This window comes from Kribbella sp. CA-293567, assembly GCF_027627575.1.
GTDB lineage: Bacteria > Actinomycetota > Actinomycetes > Propionibacteriales > Kribbellaceae > Kribbella.
This window is the reverse complement of sequence record NZ_CP114065.1, coordinates 6,051,563-6,076,678: the sequence shown is the minus strand read 5'-3', so window position 1 is coordinate 6,076,678 and position 25,116 is coordinate 6,051,563. Positions and strand designations below refer to the sequence as shown.

Here is a 25,116-nt window from a genome sequence, read left to right as displayed (position 1 = left end):
AGGTGCTCCTCTCAAGTACGGCAACTCGGCGGTGCGGTGGTGGAGCGGAGTACGAGGGTGGGGGCAATGGGCGGTGTGGGCCTGGTCGGAGCGTTCGTCAGCCGGGTGTGGGCGGTGGAGATGGTTTCGGCTGCCAGGGCCGCGGTGTTCTGCGCGACTGTGGTCAGGCTGATGTGCGAGAGACCTGCGATGGTGGTGTTGTCGTAGCCGACCACTGACAGATCGTGCGGGACCCGTAGTGAGGACTGGCGAATCGTGTCGAGGAAGCCGGTGGCCATGCGATCGTTGAACAGGGTGACCGCCGTGACAGGCGGAGCGTCGTTCAGGAAGGTCTTGGCCGCGTCGGCACCGTCCGCCTCGGTCCGGCCGCCCTCCTGAACCCGTGCGGGAAGGTCGGCGTGACGCATCGCCGTGCGATAGCCGGTACGCCGTTCCGCCGCGCCGGAGGCCCTGACTCCGTCGACGTGCAGGATCTGGCGATGTCCCAACGACAGCAGGTGTTCCACGGCCAGTCGCGAGCCGGCCGCGTCGTCGGTGCGCACCACGTCGACACCGGTCGCGCGGACCTTGCGGCCGACCACGATGACCGGCTGCGACTCGGCCAGCGTCGACAGTGCCGAGCCGGACAGTTGCGGGCCCAGCAGGATCAACGCCTCGCAGCGATAGTCGAGCAGCGACTGCACCGCACGGCACTCTTGCCGCGACGGGGCAACGGCACTGAGCGTCAGGTCGTAGCCGGCGGCCTCCGCAGCGGAGTACAGGGCTTCGACCAGGTCGCCGTGAAAAGGAGCCTGCACGTCGAACGTCACGCCCAGCAACCGGGTGCGGGAGCGTCCGAGCAGGCGGGCCCGGTGGTCGGGGCGATAGCCGAGTTCACTACCCGCAGCGAGCACCCGTGCGCGGGTCGCAGCACTCGCGCCGGGAGCGTCGCGGTACACGATCGACACCAGGGCACGCGATACCCCGGCCATCCGGGCGACGTCCTCCATCGTGGCCGGCCGATCTCGTCCTGACACTCAGCTACCTCCGGGTGGAACAGAAGTGATTACCTGACAGAAGGCTTGACGGGTCCATCGAACCAGTGTTCGCTAGCTCGTGACTAGAGCGCTCTAGTAATTGTTGCTACGAATAGTAGTTGCTCGTCACAACGGGGAATCAGACGTCCTGAGGGGATCGACGACATGCGCACCGATCATGGACTGCAAGTCATCCGCATCGCACTGGTCGGCGCCGGCCGGATCGGCACCATGCACGCGGGCAACATCGCGCGCCGGGTGCCGGCCGCCGAGCTGGCCGCCGTGGTGGACCCGCGGCTCGACGCCGCCGAGAGCCTCGCGGCCCGGTACGACGCCAGACCGTACGGCGACCTCGACGACGTGCTGAAGGATCCCGAGATCGACGCCGTGGCGATCACCTCGATCGCCAAGGTGCACAGCGAGCTGGTGGTTCGCGCCGCCGAGGCCGGCAAGGCGGTCTTCTGCGAGAAGCCGGCCTCCCTCGAGCTGGCCGAGATGGATCGCGCGATCGCGGCCGCCGAGCAGGCCGGGATCGTCTTCCAGGTCGGCTTCAACCGCCGGTTCTCGGCCGACTTCGCCGCCGCCCGGGCCGCGGTGGTCAACGGCGAGATCGGTACGCCGCAGCTGATGCGCTCGGTCACCCGCGACCCCGGCCGGCCCGGCGGCATGCCGCATGCGGCCGGCATCAAGCCGTGGACGATCTTCCGCGAGACGCTGATCCACGACTTCGACACGCTGCTGTGGCTCAACCCCGGCGCGGAGCCGGTCGAGGTCTACACGCGGGCCGACGCGCTGGTCGCCCCGCAGTACAAGCAGGACGGGCTGATCGACACGGCGGCGGTGATGCTGAGTTTCGACAACGGCGCGATCGCGACCGCCGAGGCGAACTTCTCCGCTCTCTACGGGTACGACGTGCGCGGCGAGGTGTTCGGCTCGAAGGGCATGGTGACGGCCGGCCGGCATGCGACCAGCCCGATGCTCCAGTACGGCGAGCAGGGGATCAGCCAGCACACGCTCAGGAGCGACGAGGAGATGTTCGCCGACGCCTACGTCGCCGAGGTCTCGCAGTTCGCCGACGCGATCCGGACCGGCTCGGCCCCGCCGGTCACCGGCACGGACGCCCGCAACGCGCTGCGGGTGGCCCTGGCAGCGATGAAGTCGCACGAGGAACGCCGGCCGGTGCAGTTGCGGGAGCTCGGATGAGGCTTGCCGTCTGCGCGGAGATGGTCTTCACCGACCTGCCGTTCGTCGAGCGGGTCGAACGGATCCACGAGCGCGGCTTCGACGTCGAGATCTGGGATCACAGCGGCAAGGACCTCGACGCGTTGATCGCGACCGGAGCGACGTTCTCCTCGATGACCGGCTATCTCAGCGGCTCGCTCACCCATGATCAGGACGAGTTGCTGAAGACGGCTGAACAGTCGATCGAGGTGGCGCGCAGGCTGGGCTGCCCGCGGCTCAACCTGCACGGCACCGAACTGGGACCGGGCGGGCTGCCGGTTCGTCCGCAGTACGGGGTGACCGGGGAGATGTGGCTGGCGGCAGCGAAGACGCTGGCGAGGCTGGCCGAACTGGGCGCCGCTCACGACGTGATGTTCGTGCTCGAGAACCTCAACACCGAGGTCGATCATCCGGGCGTCCCGTTCGCGCGGGCCGCCGACACGCTCGCGCTGGTCGAGGCGGTCGACCACCCGCACCTGCGGCTGATGCTGGACCTCTACCACGCCCAGATCGGCGAGGGGAACCTGATCGCGCTGCTCCGGAAAGCGGCTCCCTTCCTCGGCGAGATCCAGGTCGCCGACGTACCGGGGCGCTGCGAGCCGGGCACCGGTGAGATCAACTACCAAGCCGTCGCGACCGCGCTGCAGGAGCTCGAATACACCGGGACGGTAGGCCTGGAAGCCTTTGCCCACAGCGATAGCGAGCTTGCCCTCCGCCGGTTCGCCACGGTGTTCGGCGGTCCGTCCAGATTGGAAGAGATCTGATCAAATCCGCTCTCCGACTCGACGGTGCGCCCCGGACACCCCAAGATGTGCCCATGAGCACCGTCCAGGTCAGCGTAGATCGCACCAGCCGCACCCCGCTCCACGTTCAACTCGCGCAGCAGCTCGAGGCGGCGATCCAGGGCGGCGACCTCCCGGTCGGTTCCCGGCTCAGCAACGAGGTGGACCTGGCGGAGGCCTACGGCCTCAGCCGTCCCACTGTCCGCCAGGCGATCGCCCGGCTGGTCGACCAGGGCCTGCTGGTCCGCAAGCGCGGCGTGGGCACTCAGGTCGTCGGGAACTCGGGGCAGGTCCGCCGCAGCCTCGAGCTCACCAGCCTGTACGACGACCTGTCCGCGGCCCACCGCAAGCCCCAGACCGAAGTACTGCGCTTCGGTATCGCCCCCGCGAGCCCAGACGTCGCTGCAGCTCTCCAGTGCGAGCTGGGCGATCGCGTACTGCGCCTGGAGCGGCTCCGCCGTGCTGACGGCGAGCCGCTGGCCCTGATGCGCAACTGGTTGCCGCCGGAGGTGCTGGACACAGACCCGAACACTCTGGCCGAGCGTGGCCTCTACGAGCTGCTGCGGGCGGAGGGAGTTCGGCTGAAGGTGGCGCACCAGACCATCTCGGCCCAGCCCGCCACCACCGAACAAGCCCGGCTCCTGATGGAGGAGCCGGGCCATCCGTTGCTGGCCACCACCCGGATCACCTACGACGACCACGGGCGGGCGGTGGAGTTCGGCTCGCACCTGTTCCGTGCGTCCCGCTACGCCTTCGAACACACCCTCGTCCACCGCTGATCCACCCCTCAGAGGAACAGCGGCGGACGAGAGAGCCTGTTACTTCTTGCCGCCGGGGAACTTCCAGGCCTTGTTCCCGGCCATCGCCAGGAGCTGCTCGGCGGTGACGGCCGGCTTCGGGCGGGTGTGCCTGGATCCCTTCTGCTCAACGGCGTTGTAGCTCGTCAGCGTGATGAAGCGACCGTCCGGGTAGTGGATCTCCGCCGTGTTCGCCAGCACGCCGTCCTTCTTCTGCCGCGCGTCGCCGTACTCGGGGGAGTTCTTGCTCCAGCCGACCACGGCGCCGTCGGGCCGGACTTTGCAGAAGGTCGTGGCCCGCTCGTCAGTGCACTTCTTGGCAACCGGCACCTCGTACGACACGAAGGCCTCGACCCGGGACAGGCCCTTGCCGTCGTTCACCAGGTAGTAGGCGCCGTTGAAGTCGTCGGGCGCACCTCCCCAGGTCCCCGGCTGCGAGACCTGCAGGCTCTTCGGCAGTACCTGCTTGAGGGTCTGAAGCGTCTCCTGCACAGGTACTGGTGGCTTGCTGGTGCCGGGGCTCGTCGGCTCGGGCTTGACCGGGCCGGACGGCTCCGGCAACGGCTTGGGCAGGAAGCGCCACAGCTTGCTGTCCGCCATCGCCGTCAGCTCGGCAATGGTCAGGGCCGGCTTGGCGCGGGTCTTCTCGGTCTGCTTCTCCTGCACGGCGTTGAAGTTGTACAGGCTGACGGACTCGGTCCCGCGGCGGATGACGCCGACCGCGTTGGCGAGGACCCCGCCCGGGTTGTTGTCGGGCTGGTAGGTGGGCTCTTCCTTGCGGATCAGAACGCGGGATCCGTCCGGGCGGGGGAGACATGTGCCCGGCTCCGGGTCGAAGCAGTTGCCGTCGACACCGGGTGCGCTGACCGAGACCTGCAACCTGGACAGGCCCTTGCCGTCGTTGATCAGCACGGATGCGCCTTGCCCCCAGTCGTCGCCCCAGGTCTCCGGCTTGGTCACCTTGAAACGGGCGGGGACCAGCTCGATGAGCGTGTTCAGCGTCTCCTGCCTCGTGGGGGGCTTGGCCGCGACGCCGGAGGTCTTCCTGATCGTCTGCTTGTCCGTGGTACCGGCTGCCGGGGGCTGGGTGTCCTTGGCGAAGAGCTGGCTGCCGCTGACGATGATGCCGGCGGTGGCCAGTACCGCGGCCGCGCCGCTCACGCTGACCAGGGCGGTACGGCGGCGGCGCAGGGTCGCGCCGCGGGCCATCCCGCGTTCGACCAGGTCGGTGGACTCGGGCTCGAGGTTCTCGGTGGCCCGGCGCATCAGCTCGGGCAGGCTGTCGTTCAGGTTCTTCATCGGGGTTCCTTCTTCGGTCAGAGAGCGATCAGGTGGTCGGCGTCCGCGCCCAGGACGGCGCGGAGCCGTTCCAGGGCGCGCGACGTTCGGGTCCTGATCGCACCGGCGTTCTTGCCGAGATCGAGCGCGACCTGTTCGACGCTGCGATCTTCGAAGAACCGCAGCACCAGCACCGCACGGTCGAGGGGTGTCAGCTCGGCGAGCGCGTTCTGCAGGGAGACCCGCAAGGCCGGATCACCCGCCCGGTCGGCCCGCTCCGGCATCGACGCGACCGGCTGCTCGCTCCAGCTGCGCCTGCGCCGTTGGGAGATGAACGTCCTGGCCAGCACGGTCTGCGCGTAGGCCGGCGGGTTGTCGATCCGCTGCAGGCCCCGCCACGCGCGGAACATCTTCGCCAGCGTCTCCTGGACCAGGTCCTCGGCGTGGTGCTTGTCCCCGGTCAGCAACCATGCCGTCCGGTACAACTGCGGTGTCCGCGCTCGGGCGAACTCCTCGAAGTCGTCCGTCGTAGCTTTCATCGCGGCCCCTCCGTCGTGGTCTCACCCTGTACGACGCCCCACCTCGCCACCGGCGTTACACCTGAGTCTGGCCGCGGAGAAGGTCGTTCGGCGGGGTCCCGGACGGTTGCAACAAGGTGCAACTGGCTGGACCTGGTCGTGAGCAGCTGGATACGGTCGGTGAACCTCTGGCGTGTCAGGGTTATCCACAGGCAGCCGGGATCGGGTTGGCGCCGGTGGGCTCCGAGTTGAAAGGATGTTGCTCAGGGTGACCGCCAGGGTCGCCGGCCGAGAGCTCACGGGGAGACGATGACAGCCGACAGACTTGCCCCGCGCCGGTCCGGCTGGAGCGACGCGGTCGAGTTGATCGACGCCCAGGTCCGCGACCTGGTCCGGCGCGAGGGCATCGACCCGCTGCGCAATCCCGGCGCGGTGAACGCGATCGTCGCCACGGTCGTCAAGGAGTACGACGAGCGCAGCCTGACCGGGATCGTGCCGCCGATCGGCGACGTGGAGGCGGTCAGACGCGAGGTGCACGACCGGGTGGCGGGCTTCGGCCCCCTGCAGCGCTACCTGGACGACCCCGCGGTGGAGGAGATCTGGATCAACGAGCCGAGCCGGGTCTTCATCGCCCGCGACGGGCGCCACGAGCTGACCACCACGGTGCTGACCGAGGAGGAGGTCAGCGACCTGGTCGAGCGGATGCTGAAGACGACCGGCCGGCGGATCGACGTCTCCCAGCCCTTCACCGACGCGCGGCTGCCCGACGGCAGCCGGGTGCACATCGTGCTCGGCGGGATCACTCAGCGCTACGCCGCGATCAACATCCGCAAGTTCACCGTCCGTGCCACCCGGCTGGCCGACCTGGTCGGTCTCGGCTCGCTCACCCAGCACGCCGCGGCGGTCCTGGACGCGTCCGTCGCCTGCGGGCTCAACATCCTCGTCTCCGGCGGCACCCAGGCAGGCAAGACGACGATGCTGAACGCCTTGTCCGGCTCGATTCCCGGCAGCGAGCGGGTGATCAGCTGCGAGGAGGTCTTCGAGATCAAGCTGCCGATCCCCGACTGGGTCTCGATGCAGACCCGGCAGGCCGGTCTCGAAGGGACCGGTGAGGTCCGTCTGCGCGACCTGGTCAAGGAGTCGCTGCGGATGCGGCCCAGCCGGATCATCGTCGGCGAGGTCCGGGGCGAGGAGTGCCTCGACCTGCTGCTGGCTCTGAACAGCGGGCTGCCGGAGTTGAGCTAGTCACGCTACACGGTTCGGGGCGCTCGCGGCGGCGTGACGCGGGGGTCGCGGCGGGGCGGGGAAGCAGGGAGCAGGGGGGGTGACCCCTTTTCCTACCTCTCTCCAATGCGAGGGCGCAGAGTAAGAGGTAGGAAAAGGGGTCACCCCGCCTGCTCCCTGCTTCCCTTCGGAGCCGGTTCGGCGCCGATTCTGACCGCCCGCGACGCCGCGGCCACTCCCCGCGTTATTGCGTCATAGTGGGCCTAGCTCGGCGTGAGAGGACAGCGCGTCCACGATGCCGCCGTGGAGGGCCGCCAGCTCGTTGACCATGGCCGCCGGAACGTCGCGGTACCAACCATCCGCGCCGAGGTGGTCGGCCCATGGCCCAGCCGAGGTCGGCGGGCCTGACAACTGCGAGAGATCCACGCACAGGCCGTCGGTGCCGAGGACGCCGTTGGCGGTGAGGCGTTGGAGCCAGCCGTAGCCGTCCGCGCAGAACACCCAACCTTGCTGAAGTGCATTCATCGGCGGGTGATGGCGTGCGCAAGCTCGCGGACAGCGGGGCGGGCGCGCTCCCGCTCCGGAACCGCGGCGTGGACCCTCTGGGCTAGGCCGCGAATCACGGTGCTCGGTTCGGCGGTGAGGAGGTGGAGGGCCTCTTCGGCGCCGGTGTCGATGCTGTCGCGCTGGACCTTGCCCCATGCGCGATGCATCTTGACCTGCGCGTGCCAGCGCTTCGCGGCCTCCGGGAGGTGCCGGGCTTCGGCCTGAGCGGCCTCGGCCTGTTCGATCTCGCCTAGGGCGGTGTGCGCCCAGCTCGCCGCGATGGCGAGTCGCCACGAGGGCATAGAGAAGATCGACACGTCATCCTGCCCGCCGGCCGCGTCCAGGGCGGCGTACGCGCGGCCTAGCGCCTGCTTGGTCGCCTTCTTGTCCGCTCGGTGGGCGTGGACATGCGCCCTTGCGGCGTGTGCCTCAACGAGCGCCGGAGACGGCTTGGCGCGGGCTATGGCTAGCTCGGTGGCCTTCAGGACCTCGTCATCCGTCCCGCCCTCGTAGAAGATCCGGTAGGCGAGGCGGGCGCGGCTCCACGCTCGGAGGTCGGCGTCCCCGGTGTGGTCCGCGAGCGCCACCGCGGTCCCATACCAACGGCGCGCGGCTGCCGAGTCGCCGAGGCTCGCCACCGACGATCCGTAGACCATGGCGATACGGACGCCGTGGCGACCATGGGCCTCCGGGGCGGTAGAGACGACCATGAGGTCCCCGACGGCGCGCTGAGCCAGCCGCCGGAGCGGCTCGGTCATGAAACCTCGGCCGTAGTCCGCGACGATGCCGTCCCAGTCGCAATCTGGCTGAAGGCCGGCGGCGGTATCGAGCGAGCGGCGGACGCTCTCCGCGACAGCGGCAGGGGCGACGACGCCCACGCCGGACAGGGTTCCGAGTGCTCGAATGAGTGTGCGGCGGTACACGGTGTCGGCAGCTCCAATCCGGGCGAGTTCCACGAATAGGCCGGAGGCTTGGAGGGCCTCGTCTACGCAACGCGCGAACTCCGGTGTCGGCTGTCGTAGCCCGGTTTCGACGTGACCGACGAAGCTCGCTGAGTACGGGATGCGCCTTGCCAGCTTAGCCAGGCTGAGGCCGTGGGCCACCCTGACCGATCTCAGTGCGGCGCCGAAACTCGCGTCCATTCGCATGCGCTCCCCGGTTACCCCGCTGGTTCCGGCGGGGCGATTTTGTAGACGCCGTGTAGACGTGGCGACGTTGTTTCCCACGTTCCGTAGGTACCACGCTACTCGCTATGGCAGTCGAAGAGCGGGGAACCGGCGCGGAGGTAAAAACCGACGCGCGCGGGTGGCCGATCCTCCGGTCAGCGCAGGACGTCGCGCGGGAGACGGGACAGGCGTCGGCCGGTAGCGCGTGGGAGCGCCACGACGACATAAGGGCCGACCGGTGAGCGACGCGCGCGGGGGCGATGTTGACGTCAGTCGGGCGCCCTCGCTAGACGAACTCGCTAGTCGCATTGCGCCCGAGCTAGAGGACCTCGCTCGGGCGCGCGCGGGCGACCCCTGCGACGGGGTCAATCCGATGACACAGAGAGCGTGCATTCGGCAGTACCACCACGGCTATCACGAGGACGAGGTTGGCGCCCAATGGGTGGACGACGAGTGACCACGGTCGCGATGCCGAGGCATCGGGCGCCCGGCGTGCGGCGTGCCTTCCGCCGGGCCGGGCTCGCTGTCCGGCGTCTGTGGTTGCACGGCTACGAACGCGGCTGGGATGAGGCGATGGGCATGGCCGCCGACAACCTTGAAGCGGCTCTCCGCCAGGCCGACGGGCCGTACCTCGCCAAGGCCGACGTGAAGGCGCTCGCACTGCGACTCCGGCGCGAGGCCGAACACTGAGCGGCGGGATGCGTGTGTGAGGCCCCGAGACCGCGCGCGTCCCGCCTTCCAACACAGAGAGGCCCGGTCCCCGAGATGGGGGACCGGGCCTCTTCGCGGTCGGCTACGGCGCCGTGCGGCGGAAGACCGGGTACGCCTGAGGCTTGCCCTTGTTGTCCGACGCCGCCGTCCAGTTGGCGAGGAACCATCCCTCGGCCTCCACGGCGGCGATCATCTGCGACCAGTCCTCAACCTCGCTCGATATGCCGCCGTGTGTCGCCGGGCTGTTGAGCATCGCGGCGAAGATCGGTCGGCCCTCGTCGCGGGCCTTGGCGGCGGCCTGTCCTAGCGCGGTCGCCTTGGCGTCTTTCATCCATCCCATGGTTCGGTTCCCCCTCGTGTTGTGTGCTCGGCGAGGCTATCGGCCGTTGGGTGCTCGGCGTTACGGCTACCCGCCGGCCACGTTGGCGACGCGGACCGAGCCGTCGGGGAGCTGCTCCAGGCGGACGACGCCGGACGGGTAGCGGGCGGCGTGCTCGCGGGCGGCCTGCCATGCGGCGGGGTGAGGGGCGCGGATCTCGACGGGTGCGGCCTGACGTCGGGGCTTGCGCGTGGAAGTCATCCCGTCACCCTATGCGGATCGCGTTACTCGAACAGGTGTTCTATCGTGGAGGCATGGGTGGAAACAAGAGATACCCGCGGCCTCCGGCGCCGGACGCGACGCGGCGTCACTGTTGGGTCCTCGCCACGGCGACCGAGCGCGGGCCGTGGCCGGGCCTGATCTTGGAGTGGCGCCGGACCAACTCCGATGACTGGATGGCGCGTGTGGTCTACGTGCCGGACCCGAAGCGGACGCGGACGGTTGAGGATTGGTTCGCGTCGGGGTTGCTCCGCCCGCTCGATCCGCCGGCGCCGTCGCAGGCAACGCAGGCCGCCGCCCGGTACGAATCCGCGGGAGGCGTGTAAACGCACAACGCCCCGGACACCTCCAAGAGGAGGGCCGGGGCGAGGGTGTGTAAACGCAGGGGCTAGCCGAGGCGCTCGGCGACGTACGCTGCAACCTCCGCGTTGGTGCCGTTCGGGAGAACCATGCGGTGGTGCTCAACGAACGCCTCGGGCTTGTGCCATGCGTCGCCAGTGATGTGCTTCAGCTCGACGTCGCCCGCGGCGAAGCCGAAGCGGTCCGAGCCCTCGGGCCAGCGGATAGCAACGACGCGCTCGCCGGTGAGGCTCTTCGTCTTGTAGGCAATGAGCTGTTCGCCGCGCGCTCCGCACCATTCGCCGGTGGAGGTCTTGGTCTTGTGTGCGGTGTCGATGTGCATAGCTATCCCCTTGCAGGCTTGTGGAGTGAGAGGTTGGCCGGGCGGCCGATGGGCCGGACCTTCGAGAGGCCCGGCCGACTGCGGCCCGATCAGGCGGCGTCTACGGGGACGACGCGGGCGACGCGGCCCGCGCGGTTGAACGAGGCGAGGGCGGCGACGGCGGAGCGCTCGGTCTGACTCCAGCGAACGACGCCGTAGGAGGTCTGCGGTCCGGCGGCCAGCTTGGCGGCCTGCTTGCGGAGGCGGGCGGCGTCGGCGGTCAGGCTCTCGATGGTGTGGGCGGCGGAGGAAGGGACGTCCGCTTCCTTGGAGTTCGTGGCGAGGACGCCCTCGTCGGTGACGATGTGCGCTCCGGCGTACAGCTCGGCGTCGGTTGCGGTGTCGATCAGGGCGAACTTCAGGCGACGGCCACCGAAGGCCCACCGCTCGGCGCGGATCACAACGTGACCCTCGGCCAGCGCCCGGCTGTACTGCTCGGCCTCGGCTTCGCGGCGCTCCGCGAGGCGGGCCAGCTCGGCGGCCTCCATGTGGTTGTCGTCGGCAACTTCGATCGCGTGGGTGTAAACCTTCGAAACGCTGTTCCGCTTCGAGACGGTGCCGTCGGGGTGGGTGACTGTCGTGGTGGCCTTGCGCGTCGTCGTCATGTGTAAACAGTACCACTCGGAGGTTCAGAGTGGCAAATCGGCCGAGCCGCCCCGTGACGGCCCGGCCGACTGCCGGTCATTCGGAGGGGACCTCGGCCTCCATCTCGGTTCCACAGGGGCAGGTCGGGACGCCGACGGCCAACCACTTGGCGGTTGTGCGGAGCTGGTAGCCGTCCTCCGGGCAAGTCACCTTGAGCATCCGCGTCCCCTGCTTTTTCACGCCGGAGAGGGCGGGGGTGAGGGCGGCGTGCGGGTAGTCGCCGAGGAGGGTGGAGGTGGCGGCGAGGTTGGCGGCGAGGGTCTCGCCTGCCGTGGTGGCGGTCATCTTGCCGACGAGGCCGAGCGGCTTGGCGATCGCGGAGAACTCTTTGCCGTGGCCGCTGTCGCCGTTCGCGTGGTTGACGGCGTGAACCAACTCGTGAACCAACGTGGAGAGGACGGTCGGCGCGTCGCCGAGGATGGGGGAGACGAAGATTTGTCCGATGCCGTCCGCCGAGGCGGCGGGCTGCCAGCACTGCCCGATGACGGAGGTCTTGTTACCCCGGCCGCCGGGGAAGCCGACCGAGACGCGGACCGCGGGGAGCTGGTGGCCGTTGGCAACGAAGAGCGGGGCGACGGCGGCGATTGCGGCGGTGAGCCACTCTTCGCGGGTGTTGTGCTTGGCGGTCATGAGGCCCTCCGGGCGGTCCGAGGGCCGGTCGTTCCGGCCCAACGTGTAAACAATATCACTCGGAGGTTTCGAGTGGCAAACGAGAAAGCCAGTCGTCCTCGTCCTCGTCTAGGCAAGCGGCGTCCTCGCAGTAGCACTCGCCGCACTCCTCGCAGTGTGCGTCCAGGGCGAGGAGGCAGTCCGCGCAGAGATCGGACTCGCACGGCTCGCACCGACAGTTAGGCGCTCGGCCGTTCGACTCGCCCCACGAGGCGATGACCTCGGGGTGGTTGCGGAAGTACACGGCCCACTCAGGCGAGCGGGGGTTCGAGCGGCTCACGCGGCCACCTCGGCGGCCGGGCGGCGGTAGTCGCGGTTCTCCAGGACGGCGCCGGACTTCGACACGAGGTAGGCCACGTTGTCGGCGACGGCCCAGACGCAACCGGCGCCAAGGGCCGGACCCCACACCTCGGCGAGAACCTCGGCGCCGTCAATGCCGGTGATCTCCAGGCGGTCACCGGCGGCGCGCGGCTTCGGCTCGAAGGGCTTGCCGGCATTCGTGAGCTTCGGGCCGCGGAAGGGCTTGCAGTCGAAGGGGAGCGGGATGCCGTCGCGGAGGGTGGCGAGGGTGCGGGTGGCCATGGTGGTGGGTCCTCTCGGTTGGTGAAGGCGGCCGGGCGGCCGATGGGCGGCGCCTGCTAGAGGCGCCGCCGACTGTCGCCCGATCAGGCGGTGATGAAGCGCACGACGCGGCGCATGTCCTTTGCGGCTTCGCGCGTCGCGGCGGCCTCCATCGCGTAGGTCGCGTGCGCGTCGGCCAGGCGGTACCGGCCGTCTCCGCGGTGGTCGAAGACGCCGAACACGCCGGACTCCACGAGGAGAGCGCCGCCGCATTCCGCGCACTTCTGACGCTTCGGCTTGCCGTTGCCGCGAGTGCAACGGGGAGTCACGCCGTGGATGCAGCGGTGGCGGTTGGCGGTGCGGGTCATGGTGGCCTCCCGGGGCCTCGGGGCGGTGGTTCCGCCCGATGTGTAAACAGTACCACTCGGAACCTCCGAGTGGCAAAACGACGAAAGCCCCCGACTCCCAGGGGCGGCCGGGAGGCGGGGGCGGTTGGTCAGAAGGGCGAGACGGTGCGACTCATGCGGTGGAAGTTCCGGGTGAGGTAGCCGGGCTTCAGGTCGCCCGTTCGCAGGTGTACGAACGACGCGGTGCCGTGGGCGGTCTGGTCAGAGACGACGGTGTAGCTGTCTTGCGTACGGTTCCCGTAGACGCGCTCTCCGGCCTTGAAGGGGGCGGCGAGCCGGGTGGCCTCGGCGGCGAGCTTCTCGGCCTCGGCGACGTCGGCGGCCTGGACGAGGTCGGTCAGGGCTTCGATCACGCGGACCGTGCCCTCCCGGTCGAGCGGGCACGCGGTCGCGTCGATTTCGGCGATGGAGACGCCGTCGTTGTAGATAGTGCTGCCGGGCGTGATGGTGATGGTGTCGCCGTCCAGGGCGGTAAAGCGGGTGAGGGTCACGAGGTGGTCCCTTCTGTGTCGGTGGTCTCGCAGAGGAAGGCGGCCATGCGGAGGATCAGCTCGCCGCGGGCGGCCAGCGGTGCGACACCGTCCGCGTAGCCGCGGGAGTTGGCGGGCGGGGAGATCTCGTTGACGGTCTTTGTAGCGAGGGCGAGCGCCTCGGCGCGGTTCACGCGGGAACCGCCTTCGCCTTGGTCAGCGAGGACACGTGAATCTGCTCGGTGTACTGGTGGTTGCCGTACTCGGCCGACCGGTAGGTGACCGGGACACAGCCGGGCCGCCGCATATCGCCTGACACGAAGCCAGGGCGGCCGGCGGCCGACGGCCGGACGTAGCCGCCGTTGCGGTGGGTGCCGGGCTTGTCCCCAATCAGGACGATATCGCCCGCCTTGAAGGTCAGGGCGTGCGCGGCGTCGGCCTGCTTCTGCGCGGCGACCATGCGGAGGTTGCGTTGCTGCGCCTCCAGCTCGCGGGCCTTGCGGGCGGCCTCGCTCTGCGCGTCCTCGCGGCCGTCGTACGCCTCCACGGCGTCCGTGAGTGCTGTGATGATGCGGACGGCGTCCTCGCGGTCGAGGAAGGCTTCGTGTACTCGCAGGCCGCCGGTACCTGCGCCGAGGACGCCGACACAGTCCGCCGGAATGGCGTTCGTCCGGTAGGCGTCGGGCGACGCGGGGTTGACGTGGACGTTGACGCCGTCGCGGTCGAGCTTGGTTTGCGTGAGAGTCACTTCGTATTCCCCTTGCTGGTGGTCGGTTTGGTGGTCGTTCGCTTGCGAGGTGCGGTGGTCTTCTTTGCTGCGGGGGTGGGCGGAGTCGGTGGCGCGGGCGGGGGAATGGGGACGGTCCGTAGGGCGTCGGTGAGGTCGGCTTGTACGCGGATCTCGTGGCGCCATTCGGGTTGGTCGTTGCCGAGGGCAAGGGTGGCGTTGATCTGCGCCTGAGCGAGGGCGTCGGCGCGGAGCGGGTGGCCGACTCCGTAGGTCTGGGCCTCGGCGAGGAGGCGCGTGGCCTCCTCGCGGTACTCCTGCGGAGTCATGAGAGCTTGGCCTCCCGAGCCTGTTCGATGAACATTTGTAGCCACTCGGCTTGACGCTCGGCGGCCTCCAGGTCCAGGACGACGCCGTCCGGAGTGGTGGCGAAGTGGAAGCCTGCGGTGATGGGCGAGCCGTCGCAGTTGTCGCGGACGTAGTAGGCAACCTTCAGCTCGTCGCCGTCGCCGTCGGTGTGGTACATGAGGTCGTCGGGGTGGACGTCGTGGATGGGGCCGGCGGTCAGGGCTTCGAGATCCTCGGCACCCTCGCCGACGATCTCGGCGAACTTGCCCATCAGAGCGCCTGCAAGTAGGCGACCAGCTCGTCCCGCTCGGCGGGCGTGCGGAGGTAGACGTCAACGGGGTTGGCGCCACTCCCGTCGGAGGTGCGGATCGTCGCGAGGACGCGGGACGAGTGGCGGCCGAAATCGCCGCGCGTGACGGTCAACCTGTCGCCGTGGTTGTCGGTGATGTGGAGGCGCCGCGAGGTGTCCGGCCTCGCCACTGCGGCGGCGACGGTCGCGGTCGGGTCCGAGGTCGCGTTGACGTTGACGACGACGGCGTCCTGTACTGCCTCTCCGGCGATGATGAACTCCGCGAGCCGGACGACGTCCTCGGCGAGGGCGTGCTCGTGGCCGCCGAGCACGACGGACGCGGCGTAGAGAGCTTGTGCGCGGGCCTGATCGATCAGGACGGGCGCCTCGGGCTCGGGTGCCGGGGTCGGCTCCGCTACCGGAACGACCTCATAAGCCGAGTGGATAAAGCCGGTGCCTTCCGAACGGACGCCGTAGACGACGCTCTCGCGCCGGTTGACGGATGGATCGATGCTCTCGATGCGGCCGACGACGCCGCCGCCGTCGGTGCGCGCCCGGCTCTCGCCGACGGCCCGAGTGATGCGGACGCGGTCGTTGATGGCAGTCATGGGGAGGTGGTCTCCGTTCGTTGCTATTCGGTGGTCTGGCAGGGAGGTAGGTCAGCGGAGGCCGCTTTGCTCACCGGGGCGGATGCGGGTTTCGACAAACCCACCGGATCGGCAGGCCGGCCGCCCAAACGAGAACCGCCCCGCACTCGGGACAGTGAGTCCGTTGTGCGGGGCGGGGGAGGGAGACAGGGCGTGTAAACGTCACGGAGTCGGGGCCTCCGGTGTCTTCCAAGGGACGGCCGGATAGGTCGTCTCGTAGTAGCCGTCGAAGTCGCAGACCGAACAGACGTCGTCGTTTTCGTGGCGGCATTCGGGCGGCCGGCGCCAGGCGCGCAGGCCGTTGCCAACGACAACGAATCGCGGTGCGGCCACTAGCGCGCCCTCGCTCTCTTCAAGATGGCCGAGGTGTCGGCGTGGTGGTCGCAGTCGGGATCGGGCTTCGGCTCGGCGTCGGGCTGGTCAGGGCCGGGCACGAAGCAAGAGCAAGGGAGCGGGCGGCCGGGCTGTTGGAAGACCTCGGCCACCCATGACTTCGGGTACCACCGGACGGCGGCGGTCTCGTCGTCGCTGACGAAGGGATCGCCGGTGGCGGACCAGACGAGGACGACGCCGAACCACTCGCGGCCGGAGGTGGACGAGACGATCCGAACGCGGTCGCCGAGGCCGGGAGAGGACTCCCCGCGGATGCGACGGGCGCTCACGATGACCTCTTGCCCAGGGCAACCACCGGGCGAGGTTGTGCGGCGGCGCCGGGGAGGACGCCGGCGACCCAACGACTGACCGGAAGCTCCAGGACGAGGACGGGCGCCTTGTAGGGCGTCTCTTCGATCGTGTCGGCGACGTCATCGCAGGCGTTGCAGAAGGACGAGTCCGCCCACGTCCGGTGACGGCACGCCGCGCGGACGTGCGCGGCGGCGGCCTCTAGAGCCTCGTCCCAGCCGGTTCGGTGGTCGAGCGTCACGGCCGGGCCTCCAAGCTCTTGAGAGCGTCCAGGGCGTTGGTCAGCTCGCGGTAGGCGGCGGCGACGCGGGTGTGGGCGTGGTCCATCTCCTTCGCGTTCCGGCGCTCGGGCGTGCGGCTGGTGGCCGAGGTTCCGCCCGCTCCGCCCCAGGCGAAGAGCGCGCCCTCGGTCGCCGTGCCGACGTGGCGCCACGAGGAGAAGCCGCCACCCCCGCCGCCTCCGCCGTTCCCGTAGGCGACGGTGACGCCCGGCCGGGAAGCGGGGATACCGAGGGCCGCAAGGGCGGAGGCGCGCTCGGCCTCGGTCGGCACTAGCTCCAGGTTGTTCGCGCTGGTCGCCGCCGCCCGGCGGCCGGGCTCGCCTGCGATGGTGACGCGCCGGAAACCGACGCTCTGGTTGGGGGTGCCGCCGAAGCTCGGCGCCGGGCGGACGTCCATCACGCGGACGATCTCGCCCGCTTCGTACTGCGTGTGGCCGTCGTTGCGGGCGCGGACGTCCTCCAGGACGCGGGCCTCGCGGTTGATGTGCTCCGGGCCGGTGGGGATGGTAGTCACGCGGGGACTCCGTTCGGGAAGGCGTCGTCAAAGGCTTCGGTGGCGGCGCGGACGGTGGCCTCCAGGACGGGGCCGAGGCCCTCGCGGAGGGAGAAGGTTGCCCAGGACAACCGCTCCGAGCCGGTGCGGGTGGAGATCTCGCGGACCTCCACTCGGACGACGTGGTCCGAGTGCGGGTCCTGCTTGATCCGGTAGAAGTGGTGGGCGGGCAGCTCCGGCGCTCCGGCGGCGGTGAGCATGTCGTAGGCCGAGTGGCCGCGTCCGAGACGATCGCTCATCAGAAGCCCTCTTCGGTGTCGTTGAGGATGGTCAGGGCGGCGGCGGTGTCCTGCGCGTCGATCACGTCGCGGGACTCGAAGTCCAGCTCGTCGTAGGTGGGAGAGAAGTTCACGGTGGCGTTCCTTTGCTTGCGCTTTCGCATGTGCAGTTGGGGTGTTCGTCTTGCGTGCATAGGAGGTGGGTCAGCGGTGGCCGCTTTGCTCAGTAGCCGTTGATTTCTTCGGTCCAGGCGTCGCGCATGGTGGCGAGGGCGGCGGTCCGCTCGCGCTGGACCTTCTGCCGGGAGACCTGCGGGAGGGCGGGGAAGGTCGCGTTGAGGATCGGGACGAGGTCCACGTCCGGGATCTGCGAGCCGAGCTTGTGTTCGTGGCGCTCGCGGAGGGCCTCGGTGTCGTTGTCGTCAAAGCCGAAGCGGAGACGGAGGGCGGTCTCCTGCCGGGGCGTGACGAGGGACAGCAGGTAGGCGGCGTCGGGCTGGTTGCCGTCGGCAACGTCTGTGACGTCCAGGCCGTCAACGTCCTTTACGCCGGACATGACGCGGTGGACGGCGAGGAAGCCAGCCTTGGAGAGGCGGGTCGTGTCGTCGCGGTCGGCGCCTGCGGCTTCGTAGGCGGCCTTGACGTCGCCGTCGTGGTCGTTCACGAGGCGCCAATAGCGCTTGACGGGCGTTGCCGGGATGGCGACTACGTCCGAGATCTGGTCGGCGCGCTTCACGGCGCGGACGAGGATTGCGGAGATGGAGTGGTGGAGCGCGGACTCAGTCGTCAGGTCGAAGGCGCGGATGGCGAGGAAGAACGCCTCCGTGGCGACCATGAGGGCGTCGTCGGTGCCGTTGGCCTGCGAGGTCTGCCGGGCGGCGTTGCGGATGGCCGGGAGAAACGCGGTGTAGAGCTGGGTCAGGGCGGCCTCGGAGGCGACGGTCTGGCCGTAGACGGTGCGGGTGGTTCCGTCCTCGTCGGTGACGGTCTCGGTGGGGACGTTCTGCGCGTCGGTGATGAGGCGGAACTGGTCGGCCACTGAGAGGTTTAGAGTGGCGACAGCGGAGAAAGCGGACATGGCGAAGTGCCTCCGGGGGAGTTGGGGATTGGTGGCCGCGAGGGCCGGGAGGGGGTCGCGAGTGACCCGCTCTCACTCGAAACCTCCGAGTGGTCAGGAACCTAAGTCAGTCGGGTGCTTAAAGCAAATATCACTCAGAGGTCCCGAGTGGTGACGCAAAAAGCCGCCGCCTCCCGAGTGGGAGACGGCGGCGTGAAAACGGGGTCAGTTGCGAGAGGGTAGAACCGGCGGCGGACCGCCCGCCACGAGGGCCGCCGTGTAGGCGTCCGCATCTCGCATCATCGCGGCGTAGAGATCGCGTGCGCCGGCGGAGTCAGTGGCGGCTGGTGCGGTCGTGTCGGCGGTCATCTGGTGGTTTCCCCCTCGTGGCCTTCCCACCGCGTGAGGGCGGCGGAAAGGGCTTCGGTCTCTTGGTTGAGCAGACGCGAGGACTCCCGAAGGGTGGCCGCGCACGCCTTCACGGCGTCCGACAGGGCCATCCTGCGGGGGTCAATCACTGTGTCCAGAGTCGGGTTTGGGATGCCGTTAGGTGCGAGTTCACCTGTCCCACCCGGCGGCGGCGAGTACTGGGCTGCCGTCGCCGGTCCGAGGACCTTTTCGAGGTCACGGAGGCTACTGATGAGTTCGGAATATGAGTTACGGAGCGTGCTGGGCATGCGTTCTCCAGGGAGCTTAGATGGTGCGGGGGACAGTTTTTGATCACGGAGCGGAGTCAATGGAACGTTCGAAAGTGGGATAGATCACGTAACGCTTTTGGTTGAGCGTGCATCCATGTAGCGGGCGGCGGTCGGCCCGATCGTCAAGGGCTGACCGCCTGCAAGTTGCTGCAAAAGTCAGGCGGCGTGCGGGACGTTCCACATGTGCGGGTGGTCGCCGGGGGTGACGCAATGGCCACCCTCTGTCTTGCAGCCGTAGCCGTTGCCCCAGCTCTCGCCGTAGACGTCGGGGTCCGAGGTGATCTCGACTCCGTGGAAGGTGGAGTCCATGAGTCGGCCGATCTCGCGGACCAGCTCCTCGGCGTCGGCGGCGTCGGCCTGCGCAACTAGCTCGTCGTGGACCGGGAGCAAGATGTGATCGGACAGGCCGGCGTCGTCAATGTCCACGAGGGCCTTTGCGAGGAGGTCGCGGGCCGTGGACTGGACGACGTAGTTGGTTGCCGCGTACGCCCGGTCGCGGTCTAGCGGGAGGTGGCGGCCGAACGGCGTAACGACCTCGTGGCCGCCGTACTCGGCCGACCGCTGGAGGCGCCGCCCGTATGCCTTGATGCCGGGGAAGGTGGCGTCGTAGGCGTCGGCGGCGGCCTTCGCCTCGGCGTACGTGATGCCTGTTTGCTTCGCGAGGGTGGCGGCGCCGCCCCCGTAGACCTTGCCGAAGCCAACGGCCTTGAAGAGCTTTCGGGCGCGCTTCTTCTGAGCGTCCGTCATGGTCGACCACTTGGCGCCCATCACGAGACGGGCCGTGAAGAGGTGGAGGTCCTCGCCGGACGCGATAGCGGCGATGAGTGCGGGGTCGCCGGAGAGCGCGGCGAGCACGCGCATTTCAACTTGCGAGTAGTCGCACGCAACGATCAGCTTGCCGGGGTCGGCGATGATCGCCCGGCGGATCTTCCAGTCGCCCGAGGGGAGCTGCTGGAGCGGCGGGTTGCTGACGGACATTCGGGCCGTCCTCGCGGCCAGAGAGGAAACGTTCGGGTGGATGCGGTCGTCCTCGTCGCGGAGTTCTAGGAACGCCTGCGCGTAGGTCTTCCCCCACTTACCGGCGCGCTTCGATCGGATGACCGCGTCGGCGACGGGGTTCGGGTCGCGGGCGTCGATACGTGCCCAGTCGCGGTCAAGATCAGCCATCGGGAGGAGGACGTCCTTGCCGACCGAGGCGTTGCCGGTGGCGGTCTTGTCCTCCCAGGTCTCGCCCATCCCTTCGAGCGCGGCGATGACCTGCGCGGTGGAGTTGACGTTTTCGACGCCGTAGCGGGCCGCAATGTCCTTGTAGGTAAGGGCTTCGGCGGCGAGGTCGGCGACGAGGTTCTCTGTGTAAACGGTGTCAACGCGGAGACCGCGCTTGACCTGCGCCGTGGTGATGAGTTGTACGCGGTGCTCGAAGTGCGCGAGCTTGGAGAGGCCGTTGCCCTTGACGAGGGTTCCCAGCTCGGCCAGGAGACGGACGGCGTAGATGACGTCGAGTCCGGCGTACGTGACGTAGAGCGGGTGGTCAATGTCGATCAGTGCCCAGCCAGTTTCTTTGGTGGCCTTGTACTCCGAGCGGAAGACGGCGTAAAGGCCCTTCTGTGTGTCCTCGGCGTCGGGGTCTACGTAGATGGCCGAGAGCGGCTTCAGGGAAAGGCCGGTGCCGCCCTCGTGCTCCATCCGCGGGTCGCAGAGGTGAGCGAGGATCTTCGTGTCGAAGACGCGCGGGCCGAGGTCCTTCAGGTCGGCGAGGCCGCAACGGTCCAAGACCAGCAGGTCGAAGGGCGCGTTGTGCGCGACCCATCGGCGGTCGGGCCGGGCGAGGACTCGGCGGATGATGCCGGCGAACCGCTCGCGGTTGATCACCCATGCCTCGGTCGCGCTGCCGAACTGGACGAGGCGGCAACCGAACAGGCGGCCGAAGATGTGAAGGCCGGTGGTCTCGGTGTCTAGGCCGAGGACGCGGCCGACGTTGCGGAGTAGGAAGTCCTCAAAGCCGCGGAGGTCCTTCTCTGTCTCCGGGAAGTAGATGGTGGTCTCATCGCCGGAGACGCGGCGGGTGAAGGTCTTCACAGAAAGCCCCCTTTCAGAGGACGGCGGAGAGGATGGCGAGAGCGAGGCGCGGCGGGATGGCGTTGCCGACTTGCTGGTATTGCTTGGTTCGCGAGCCCTGCCACGGATAGGCGTCGGGGAAGGACTGAAGGACGGCGGCCTCTTGCACGGTCACGCGCATGCCGGACGCCTTGGCGTTGTCGGCCGGGCCTTCGCCCATGGCGTCGGGGAAGCGTGTCCAGCTCCGCGCCTTCTCGGTGACCACGAATGACGGCTCGTCGGCCTGCCGGAGGTCGCGAGCGCGGTAGTCAACTCCGTCCAGGGTGAGGACGTCTTCGGTGTCGGCGCGGCGGGGGAAGCCCACGAGGTCGGTCGGTAGCCACTCGATCCAGCGGCCCTCGTCCCGCTCGGCGGCGATCGCGGCACGTGCGCCGGACCCGCCGATCATCTGCGGGTCAGCGCCGCCCGAGGCGGTACCTGCGGCGACCGTGGGATAAGGCCGATGAGTCATTCCCCAGGAGAGGGCGTCCGACATGGACAGCCACTTCTCGACGCCCTCGTCCAGGCGCTCGGGCGCCCGGTTGTGGAAGCGTGAGTGAGTCGGCTCGGGGAGGTGCGCCTCGCCGTGTAAACGGGCTACAAGGATCGCGCGCTTGCGTGTCTGCGGTACGCCGTACTGCTCCGAGTGGAGGTTGCCGGTGGCAACCGAGTAGCCGAGTGAGGCGAGGACCTCGGCCACGGCCTCCCATACGGGAAGCACGGTCGGCACTTGCTCGAAGGCGAGCCACTCGAACGGGCGGCCGAGGCGGTGCGCCTCCAGCACCCACCGGAGCGGCTCTAGGACGAGGGTGGTTCGCTCGTCTTCGATCGCGGACGTATCGATCGGAAGACCAGCGGCCATCCGAACAACCAGCATGAGGACGGCGTCCAGCGCGGCGCGGCCTGAGCCCTTGCCCGCCATGGAGAACGTCTGGCACGGCGGCGAGGCGATGAGACCGCGGGCGTTGGGGAAGTCGGCCGGGCCGTACTCCCGGACGTCGCCCTCAATGGTGGGCAGCTCGGCGGCGCGGCGCGTGTCGCATGCGTCGTGGTCGATCTCAATTCCGATGGTCTTGCGCTTCAGGGACCGCGCGGCGACGTCCCAGCCGCCAGGCCCGGCGAAGAGGTCTAGGTCTTCGTACTCGGCGTATTCGGTGGCGTCCACGTGAGGTCCCTTCTGGGCATGCGAAAAGCCCCCGGCGCCGTCGCGATGACGGGCCGGGGGCCGGTGGGGTGGAGCGGGGCGGGGCCTAGAAGGTGAAGGTGTTCCGGATCTTCGCCGCGCGGTCGCGGTTGACGTGAGATGCGAGCTGCGCCTCGTCCGAGACCGTCTTCAGGCGGTCGGCCTCCGCGAAGGCGTCGTCCGCGATGGCCTCCAGCTCTGCGGCGGCGGCGTCCAGGTCGTCGGCCGCGTTGGCGAAGACGACGAGAGCGGCCTCGGTGGTGGCGGCGGCCGAGGCGGCCCGCTGCTCCATCGTCGGCGCGGGCTTGGTCTTGCGGGTGGTCAGTGCCATGTGCGGTGGTCTCCTACGGGTTGAAAGAGTCGAGCGACGGCGCGGACGTGTCGGTCTCATCAGGGAGGTGGGTCAGCGCCTCCCCGTTTGCTCGCTCGGAGTCGAGCGAATCTGTGGGGCGCCGGAGACGGAGGGCTTTGAAGCCGCGAACGCCCTTGCGCATGGTCTGCTCAACGCCGCGGTTGCCGATCTCCTGGTAGACGGTGACGTTGCGCCAAGGGCGCTCGTTGCCCTCGGCATCGGACCATTCCTTGTACGCGGCGTAGAGATCCTTGCGAGAGATCCACGCCTCCGGGTCGCGGACGATGACGCCGGGGAAGAACTCCAAGAGCTTGTCCGCCTCGGCCTGGTGGCTGTTGACGGTGTCGGTGACGGCCGACGGCTCTCCCAGGCCGGCGCGGTACCACTCGGCGGCGCCGCGGACGGCCCACGCGAGGATGCCCTCCCGCTCGGCGTGGAGCTTCTGGCCGAGGGCGGGGTCCTTACGGGCGCCCTTGAACTGCTGCTTCCACTCCACGATCTTGACCCGCCGCCAGATGCCGTCCGAGTTGTCGCGGACCTCCGGGATTGCGTTCGTGGAGAGCATCAGCAGGAACGACGGAAAGAACGTGAACGGCTCTTTGTAGAGGTGGCGGGCAGTCACCGGGTCGCCGCCGGTAAGCCGCTTGATCTTGGCCTCCGCCATGCGGGCGCCGGACTCGGCCTCGGAGGTGAGGACGAGGCGCGACCCGCGCAGGGCGGCGACGTCGGGGGACGAGGCGCCGCCGTCTCCGGCGTTGCCGTTGGTGAGGAAGGTCTCGATACCGACGTTGGCCGTGATGGGTGCGAAGACGTCGTACAGGGCCGAGGTGAAGACGCTCTTACCGTTGCCGCCTTGGCCGTGCAGCATGACGTAACACTGTTCGGTCGCGTAGCCGGTGGCGCCGTAGCCGACGAGGCGCCGGAGATAGCCCGGCATGTCCGCGTCATCGGGGAAGCACTGGTCCAGGAACGACAGCCACCGCGGCGCCTCGGCGCCGGGGACGAAGTCCACGTCCAGAGCCTTGGTCAGCAGGTCCGCCGGGTCGGCGGGCTTGAGCTGCCCGGTCTTCAGGTTGACAGTTCCGTTGCTACAGGCAAGTAGGTCCGGGTGGGCGTCCAGGTCTCCGGCGTCTACCGCGATTCCTGGCAGGGCCTTGACCTCGGACATGACGGCTTCGATGCCGCGTGACCTCTGCGAGTCGTGAGCCCAGCGGATAGCGGCCTTGCGGCGCTTGTCCTCGGGCGAGCCCTCCTCGGCACGCGGGAGCGCGAGCGCCTCGCTCATGAGGTCGAGAGCCGATTGCTGCGCGGCGGCCCGGACGGAGGACCGCTTGTCCACGGTCCACGCTGCGCCGTTCCACACGAGGAAGCCGAGGGCGGGCGTGTAGCGCAGTAGCCCTTTCATCCGCCGGGCAAGCCGGATCGCGTTGGCAAGCTCGGTCGCGGGGAGGTGGTCCTCCTCGGCCGCCGGGGTCGGCGCGGGGTTCGGGATATCGGGCGTTTCCGGTGGCGGCGGAGTCCACGCATTGGCCGAACTGACGGCCTCGGTGAGCGCCGGGTAGAACGTGGCCGGGTCGGCCTCGCGCCATGCGGAGAGGTCGCCGACGGCGGCGGGGACGTCCAGGACGACGGCGGACAGGCCGACGCTGGTCAGGCGCTCGCCGACGATCTCGTTGAAGGTCTTGCCGCCGGTGTCGTTGTCTCCGGCGATTACGAAGGTGCGGTCGGAGAAGCGGGCGACCAGCTCGGCGAGGATCTCGTCCGTGAGGCCCATGGCGGCGCCGCGGATGAGGAGGGTGTCGTACCCTGCGCCGACGGTGGTCAGGCCGTCGCCGGGGCCTTCGGTCACGAAGATTTCGGACCAGCCGAGGTCACCGGGGAACCATCCGAACCGCCCCCACGCGGCGCCGTCGGGGTTGGCCGGGCCGGACCACTTCGCGCGGCCGGCGTACTGCGGGTCGAGCGCGCGGGCCTGGAGGTAGTGGGCTACGCCGTCGAAGTCGTGGAAGGGGACGACGAGGCGCGAGGTGTCGCGGTAGAGCGCGAGGGACAGCGAGACGATGCCGGACGGGGTCGAGCCGTCGTCGTGGCCGAGGCCGAGGGAGGCGGCCAGTTCGCGGCCGATACCGAAGCGACGCTCGGCGTAGGCGAGCGACTCGGCGCTGTCCGGGAGCTGTGAGGCGGCCTTGTCCAGGTACATGCGGAGCGCGGCCTTGTGGGCGATGCCCACCGGCTCGGGGACGGCGCCCGCGCTCTTGACGTTGGTCAGGTCGCCCGGCTCGACGTTGAAGAGGTCGGCCATGGTGAGGCCGAGGTCCTTCACGACGGCGCCGGTACGGCAACCCACGCGGCATTTCAGAACGAGGGTCTTGCGGTCGGCGTTGTAGGCAACGCGAAGCGAGGGAGTCGTGTCGGGGTGAGACGGGCAGATGACGGCGTAACCGTTGGCCTCGTCGTCAACCTCGGAGAACCGGCCGAGGAACGATTCGAGAGTCAGGCGAGCGGCGGGGGCGGCCGGAGCGCCCGGCGGGGCGAAGTCGTCCATAGGTGGGGTCCTCCAAGGTGGCGTGTAAACAGGGCAACGCCCTCTCCCCGGTCGGAATGGGGGAGAGGGCGCGTTCGTTAGGTAGGTGGGTCAGCGGGTGGCCGTCTGCT

Annotated in this window: 33 protein-coding genes; 5 read left to right on the top strand and 28 right to left on the bottom strand. The window is 69.2% G+C overall.

Annotated features, from left to right (window positions below; all coding sequences use genetic code 11):
* Nucleotides 1-11: 11 nt before the first annotated feature.
* Nucleotides 12-1,016, bottom strand: coding sequence for a LacI family DNA-binding transcriptional regulator (locus OX958_RS28165; RefSeq protein WP_270132840.1), 1,005 nt, complete (start codon nt 1,014-1,016; stop codon nt 12-14).
* A 165-nt stretch (nt 1,017-1,181) separates the two neighbouring features.
* Here OX958_RS28165 and OX958_RS28160 point away from each other — a divergent pair, with 165 nt between their 5' ends.
* Genes OX958_RS28160 through OX958_RS28150 form a run of 3 tightly spaced genes read left to right on the top strand, consistent with a single transcriptional unit; the run spans nt 1,182 to nt 3,798 of the window.
* Nucleotides 1,182-2,219 carry a Gfo/Idh/MocA family oxidoreductase gene (locus OX958_RS28160; RefSeq protein ID WP_270132839.1) on the top strand — a complete coding sequence of 346 codons (1,038 nt, stop codon included), beginning with the start codon at nt 1,182-1,184 and terminating at the stop codon, nt 2,217-2,219.
* Nucleotides 2,216-3,001: a TIM barrel protein gene (locus OX958_RS28155; RefSeq protein ID WP_270132838.1), complete on the top strand. Its 786-nt coding sequence runs from the start codon at nt 2,216-2,218 to the stop codon at nt 2,999-3,001. The genes OX958_RS28160 and OX958_RS28155 overlap by 4 nt, the downstream gene beginning before the upstream one ends.
* Before the next feature lie 53 nt (nt 3,002-3,054).
* Nucleotides 3,055-3,798, top strand: a complete 744-nt coding sequence (locus OX958_RS28150; RefSeq protein ID WP_270132836.1) for a GntR family transcriptional regulator — start codon at nt 3,055-3,057, stop codon at nt 3,796-3,798.
* Nucleotides 3,799-3,837: 39 nt separating this feature from the next.
* On the opposite strand, the gene OX958_RS28145 is transcribed toward OX958_RS28150, so the two are convergent.
* Both OX958_RS28145 and OX958_RS28140 read right to left on the bottom strand, forming a co-directional pair.
* Nucleotides 3,838-5,115, bottom strand: a complete 1,278-nt coding sequence (locus tag OX958_RS28145; RefSeq protein ID WP_270132834.1) for an anti-sigma factor family protein — start codon at nt 5,113-5,115, stop codon at nt 3,838-3,840.
* Nucleotides 5,116-5,132: 17 nt separating this feature from the next.
* Nucleotides 5,133-5,633 carry a SigE family RNA polymerase sigma factor gene (locus OX958_RS28140; protein WP_270132832.1) on the bottom strand — a complete coding sequence of 167 codons (501 nt, stop codon included), beginning with the start codon at nt 5,631-5,633 and terminating at the stop codon, nt 5,133-5,135.
* A 288-nt stretch (nt 5,634-5,921) separates the two neighbouring features.
* On the opposite strand from OX958_RS28140, the gene OX958_RS28135 reads away from it, so the two are divergent.
* Nucleotides 5,922-6,857 (top strand): CpaF family protein, encoded by a 936-nt coding sequence (locus OX958_RS28135; protein WP_270132830.1) that lies wholly within the window; start codon nt 5,922-5,924, stop codon nt 6,855-6,857.
* 231 nt (nt 6,858-7,088) lie between these two features.
* Here the strand turns inward: OX958_RS28135 and OX958_RS28130 are convergent, their stop codons facing one another.
* Nucleotides 7,089-7,361, bottom strand: a complete 273-nt coding sequence (locus OX958_RS28130; protein WP_270132829.1) for a hypothetical protein — start codon at nt 7,359-7,361, stop codon at nt 7,089-7,091.
* Complete coding sequence (locus OX958_RS28125; protein ID WP_270132828.1) at nt 7,358-8,524, bottom strand: helix-turn-helix domain-containing protein; 1,167 nt, start codon at nt 8,522-8,524, stop codon at nt 7,358-7,360. Before OX958_RS28125 ends, OX958_RS28130 begins: the two co-directional genes overlap by 4 nt.
* 462 nt (nt 8,525-8,986) lie before the next feature.
* On the opposite strand from OX958_RS28125, the gene OX958_RS28120 reads away from it, so the two are divergent.
* Entirely contained in the window at nt 8,987-9,238 is a 252-nt protein-coding gene (locus OX958_RS28120; RefSeq protein ID WP_270132827.1) for a hypothetical protein, read from the top strand.
* A gap of 103 nt (nt 9,239-9,341) precedes the next feature.
* Here OX958_RS28120 and OX958_RS28115 read toward each other — a convergent pair whose 3' ends face one another.
* From OX958_RS28115 to OX958_RS28010, 23 genes are all read right to left on the bottom strand, one after another.
* A complete protein-coding gene (locus OX958_RS28115; protein ID WP_270132826.1) occupies nt 9,342-9,590 on the bottom strand; it encodes a hypothetical protein in 249 nt (82 codons plus the stop codon).
* 75 nt (nt 9,591-9,665) lie between these two features.
* Nucleotides 9,666-9,839: a hypothetical protein gene (locus OX958_RS28110; RefSeq protein ID WP_270132825.1), complete on the bottom strand. Its 174-nt coding sequence runs from the start codon at nt 9,837-9,839 to the stop codon at nt 9,666-9,668.
* Nucleotides 9,840-10,245: 406 nt separating this feature from the next.
* A complete protein-coding gene (locus tag OX958_RS28105; RefSeq protein ID WP_270132824.1) occupies nt 10,246-10,539 on the bottom strand; it encodes a hypothetical protein in 294 nt (97 codons plus the stop codon).
* Between the two features lie 89 nt (nt 10,540-10,628).
* A complete protein-coding gene (locus tag OX958_RS28100) occupies nt 10,629-11,183 on the bottom strand; it encodes a hypothetical protein (RefSeq protein WP_270132822.1) in 555 nt (184 codons plus the stop codon).
* A 76-nt stretch (nt 11,184-11,259) separates the two neighbouring features.
* Entirely contained in the window at nt 11,260-11,853 is a 594-nt protein-coding gene (locus tag OX958_RS28095; RefSeq protein ID WP_270132819.1) for a SprT-like domain-containing protein, read from the bottom strand.
* Nucleotides 11,854-12,168: 315 nt separating this feature from the next.
* Entirely contained in the window at nt 12,169-12,474 is a 306-nt protein-coding gene (locus OX958_RS28090) for a hypothetical protein (RefSeq protein ID WP_270132818.1), read from the bottom strand.
* 83 nt (nt 12,475-12,557) lie between these two features.
* Nucleotides 12,558-12,821, bottom strand: coding sequence for a hypothetical protein (locus OX958_RS28085; protein WP_270132816.1), 264 nt, complete (start codon nt 12,819-12,821; stop codon nt 12,558-12,560).
* Between the two features lie 128 nt (nt 12,822-12,949).
* Nucleotides 12,950-13,351 carry a hypothetical protein gene (locus OX958_RS28080; RefSeq protein ID WP_270132815.1) on the bottom strand — a complete coding sequence of 134 codons (402 nt, stop codon included), beginning with the start codon at nt 13,349-13,351 and terminating at the stop codon, nt 12,950-12,952.
* Nucleotides 13,348-13,524 (bottom strand): hypothetical protein, encoded by a 177-nt coding sequence (locus tag OX958_RS28075; RefSeq protein WP_270132813.1) that lies wholly within the window; start codon nt 13,522-13,524, stop codon nt 13,348-13,350. Before OX958_RS28075 ends, OX958_RS28080 begins: the two co-directional genes overlap by 4 nt.
* Entirely contained in the window at nt 13,521-14,078 is a 558-nt protein-coding gene (locus OX958_RS28070; protein ID WP_270132812.1) for a hypothetical protein, read from the bottom strand. The genes OX958_RS28075 and OX958_RS28070 overlap by 4 nt, the downstream gene beginning before the upstream one ends.
* Nucleotides 14,075-14,386 carry a hypothetical protein gene (locus tag OX958_RS28065; protein WP_270132811.1) on the bottom strand — a complete coding sequence of 104 codons (312 nt, stop codon included), beginning with the start codon at nt 14,384-14,386 and terminating at the stop codon, nt 14,075-14,077. The genes OX958_RS28070 and OX958_RS28065 overlap by 4 nt, the downstream gene beginning before the upstream one ends.
* The gene (locus OX958_RS28060; protein WP_270132809.1) at nt 14,383-14,676 is read right to left on the bottom strand and encodes a hypothetical protein; all 294 of its coding nucleotides are present in this window, start codon (nt 14,674-14,676) and stop codon (nt 14,383-14,385) included. Before OX958_RS28060 ends, OX958_RS28065 begins: the two co-directional genes overlap by 4 nt.
* Nucleotides 14,676-15,302: a hypothetical protein gene (locus tag OX958_RS28055; RefSeq protein WP_270132807.1), complete on the bottom strand. Its 627-nt coding sequence runs from the start codon at nt 15,300-15,302 to the stop codon at nt 14,676-14,678. The genes OX958_RS28060 and OX958_RS28055 overlap by 1 nt, the downstream gene beginning before the upstream one ends.
* A 371-nt stretch (nt 15,303-15,673) precedes the next feature.
* On the bottom strand, nt 15,674-16,003 hold the full coding sequence (locus OX958_RS28050) for a hypothetical protein (RefSeq protein WP_270132805.1): 330 nt from the start codon (nt 16,001-16,003) through the stop codon (nt 15,674-15,676).
* Nucleotides 16,000-16,263 (bottom strand): hypothetical protein, encoded by a 264-nt coding sequence (locus tag OX958_RS28045; RefSeq protein ID WP_270132804.1) that lies wholly within the window; start codon nt 16,261-16,263, stop codon nt 16,000-16,002. Before OX958_RS28045 ends, OX958_RS28050 begins: the two co-directional genes overlap by 4 nt.
* On the bottom strand, nt 16,260-16,817 hold the full coding sequence (locus OX958_RS28040) for a hypothetical protein (RefSeq protein WP_270132803.1): 558 nt from the start codon (nt 16,815-16,817) through the stop codon (nt 16,260-16,262). Before OX958_RS28040 ends, OX958_RS28045 begins: the two co-directional genes overlap by 4 nt.
* The gene (locus OX958_RS28035; protein WP_270132802.1) at nt 16,814-17,095 is read right to left on the bottom strand and encodes a hypothetical protein; all 282 of its coding nucleotides are present in this window, start codon (nt 17,093-17,095) and stop codon (nt 16,814-16,816) included. Before OX958_RS28035 ends, OX958_RS28040 begins: the two co-directional genes overlap by 4 nt.
* 202 nt (nt 17,096-17,297) lie before the next feature.
* Nucleotides 17,298-18,113: a hypothetical protein gene (locus tag OX958_RS28030; protein ID WP_270132801.1), complete on the bottom strand. Its 816-nt coding sequence runs from the start codon at nt 18,111-18,113 to the stop codon at nt 17,298-17,300.
* A gap of 383 nt (nt 18,114-18,496) precedes the next feature.
* Nucleotides 18,497-18,808 (bottom strand): DUF7169 domain-containing protein, encoded by a 312-nt coding sequence (locus OX958_RS35410; protein WP_442913225.1) that lies wholly within the window; start codon nt 18,806-18,808, stop codon nt 18,497-18,499.
* 177 nt (nt 18,809-18,985) lie between these two features.
* Nucleotides 18,986-20,908, bottom strand: coding sequence for a DNA polymerase (locus tag OX958_RS28025; protein WP_270132800.1), 1,923 nt, complete (start codon nt 20,906-20,908; stop codon nt 18,986-18,988).
* Nucleotides 20,909-20,921: 13 nt separating this feature from the next.
* Nucleotides 20,922-22,091, bottom strand: a complete 1,170-nt coding sequence (locus tag OX958_RS28020) for a DNA cytosine methyltransferase (protein ID WP_270132798.1) — start codon at nt 22,089-22,091, stop codon at nt 20,922-20,924.
* Nucleotides 22,092-22,176: 85 nt separating this feature from the next.
* Nucleotides 22,177-22,440, bottom strand: a complete 264-nt coding sequence (locus OX958_RS28015; protein WP_270132796.1) for a hypothetical protein — start codon at nt 22,438-22,440, stop codon at nt 22,177-22,179.
* Nucleotides 22,441-22,453: 13 nt separating this feature from the next.
* Nucleotides 22,454-25,006: a phage/plasmid primase, P4 family gene (locus OX958_RS28010; protein WP_270132793.1), complete on the bottom strand. Its 2,553-nt coding sequence runs from the start codon at nt 25,004-25,006 to the stop codon at nt 22,454-22,456.
* Between the last annotated feature and the right edge of the window lie 110 nt (nt 25,007-25,116).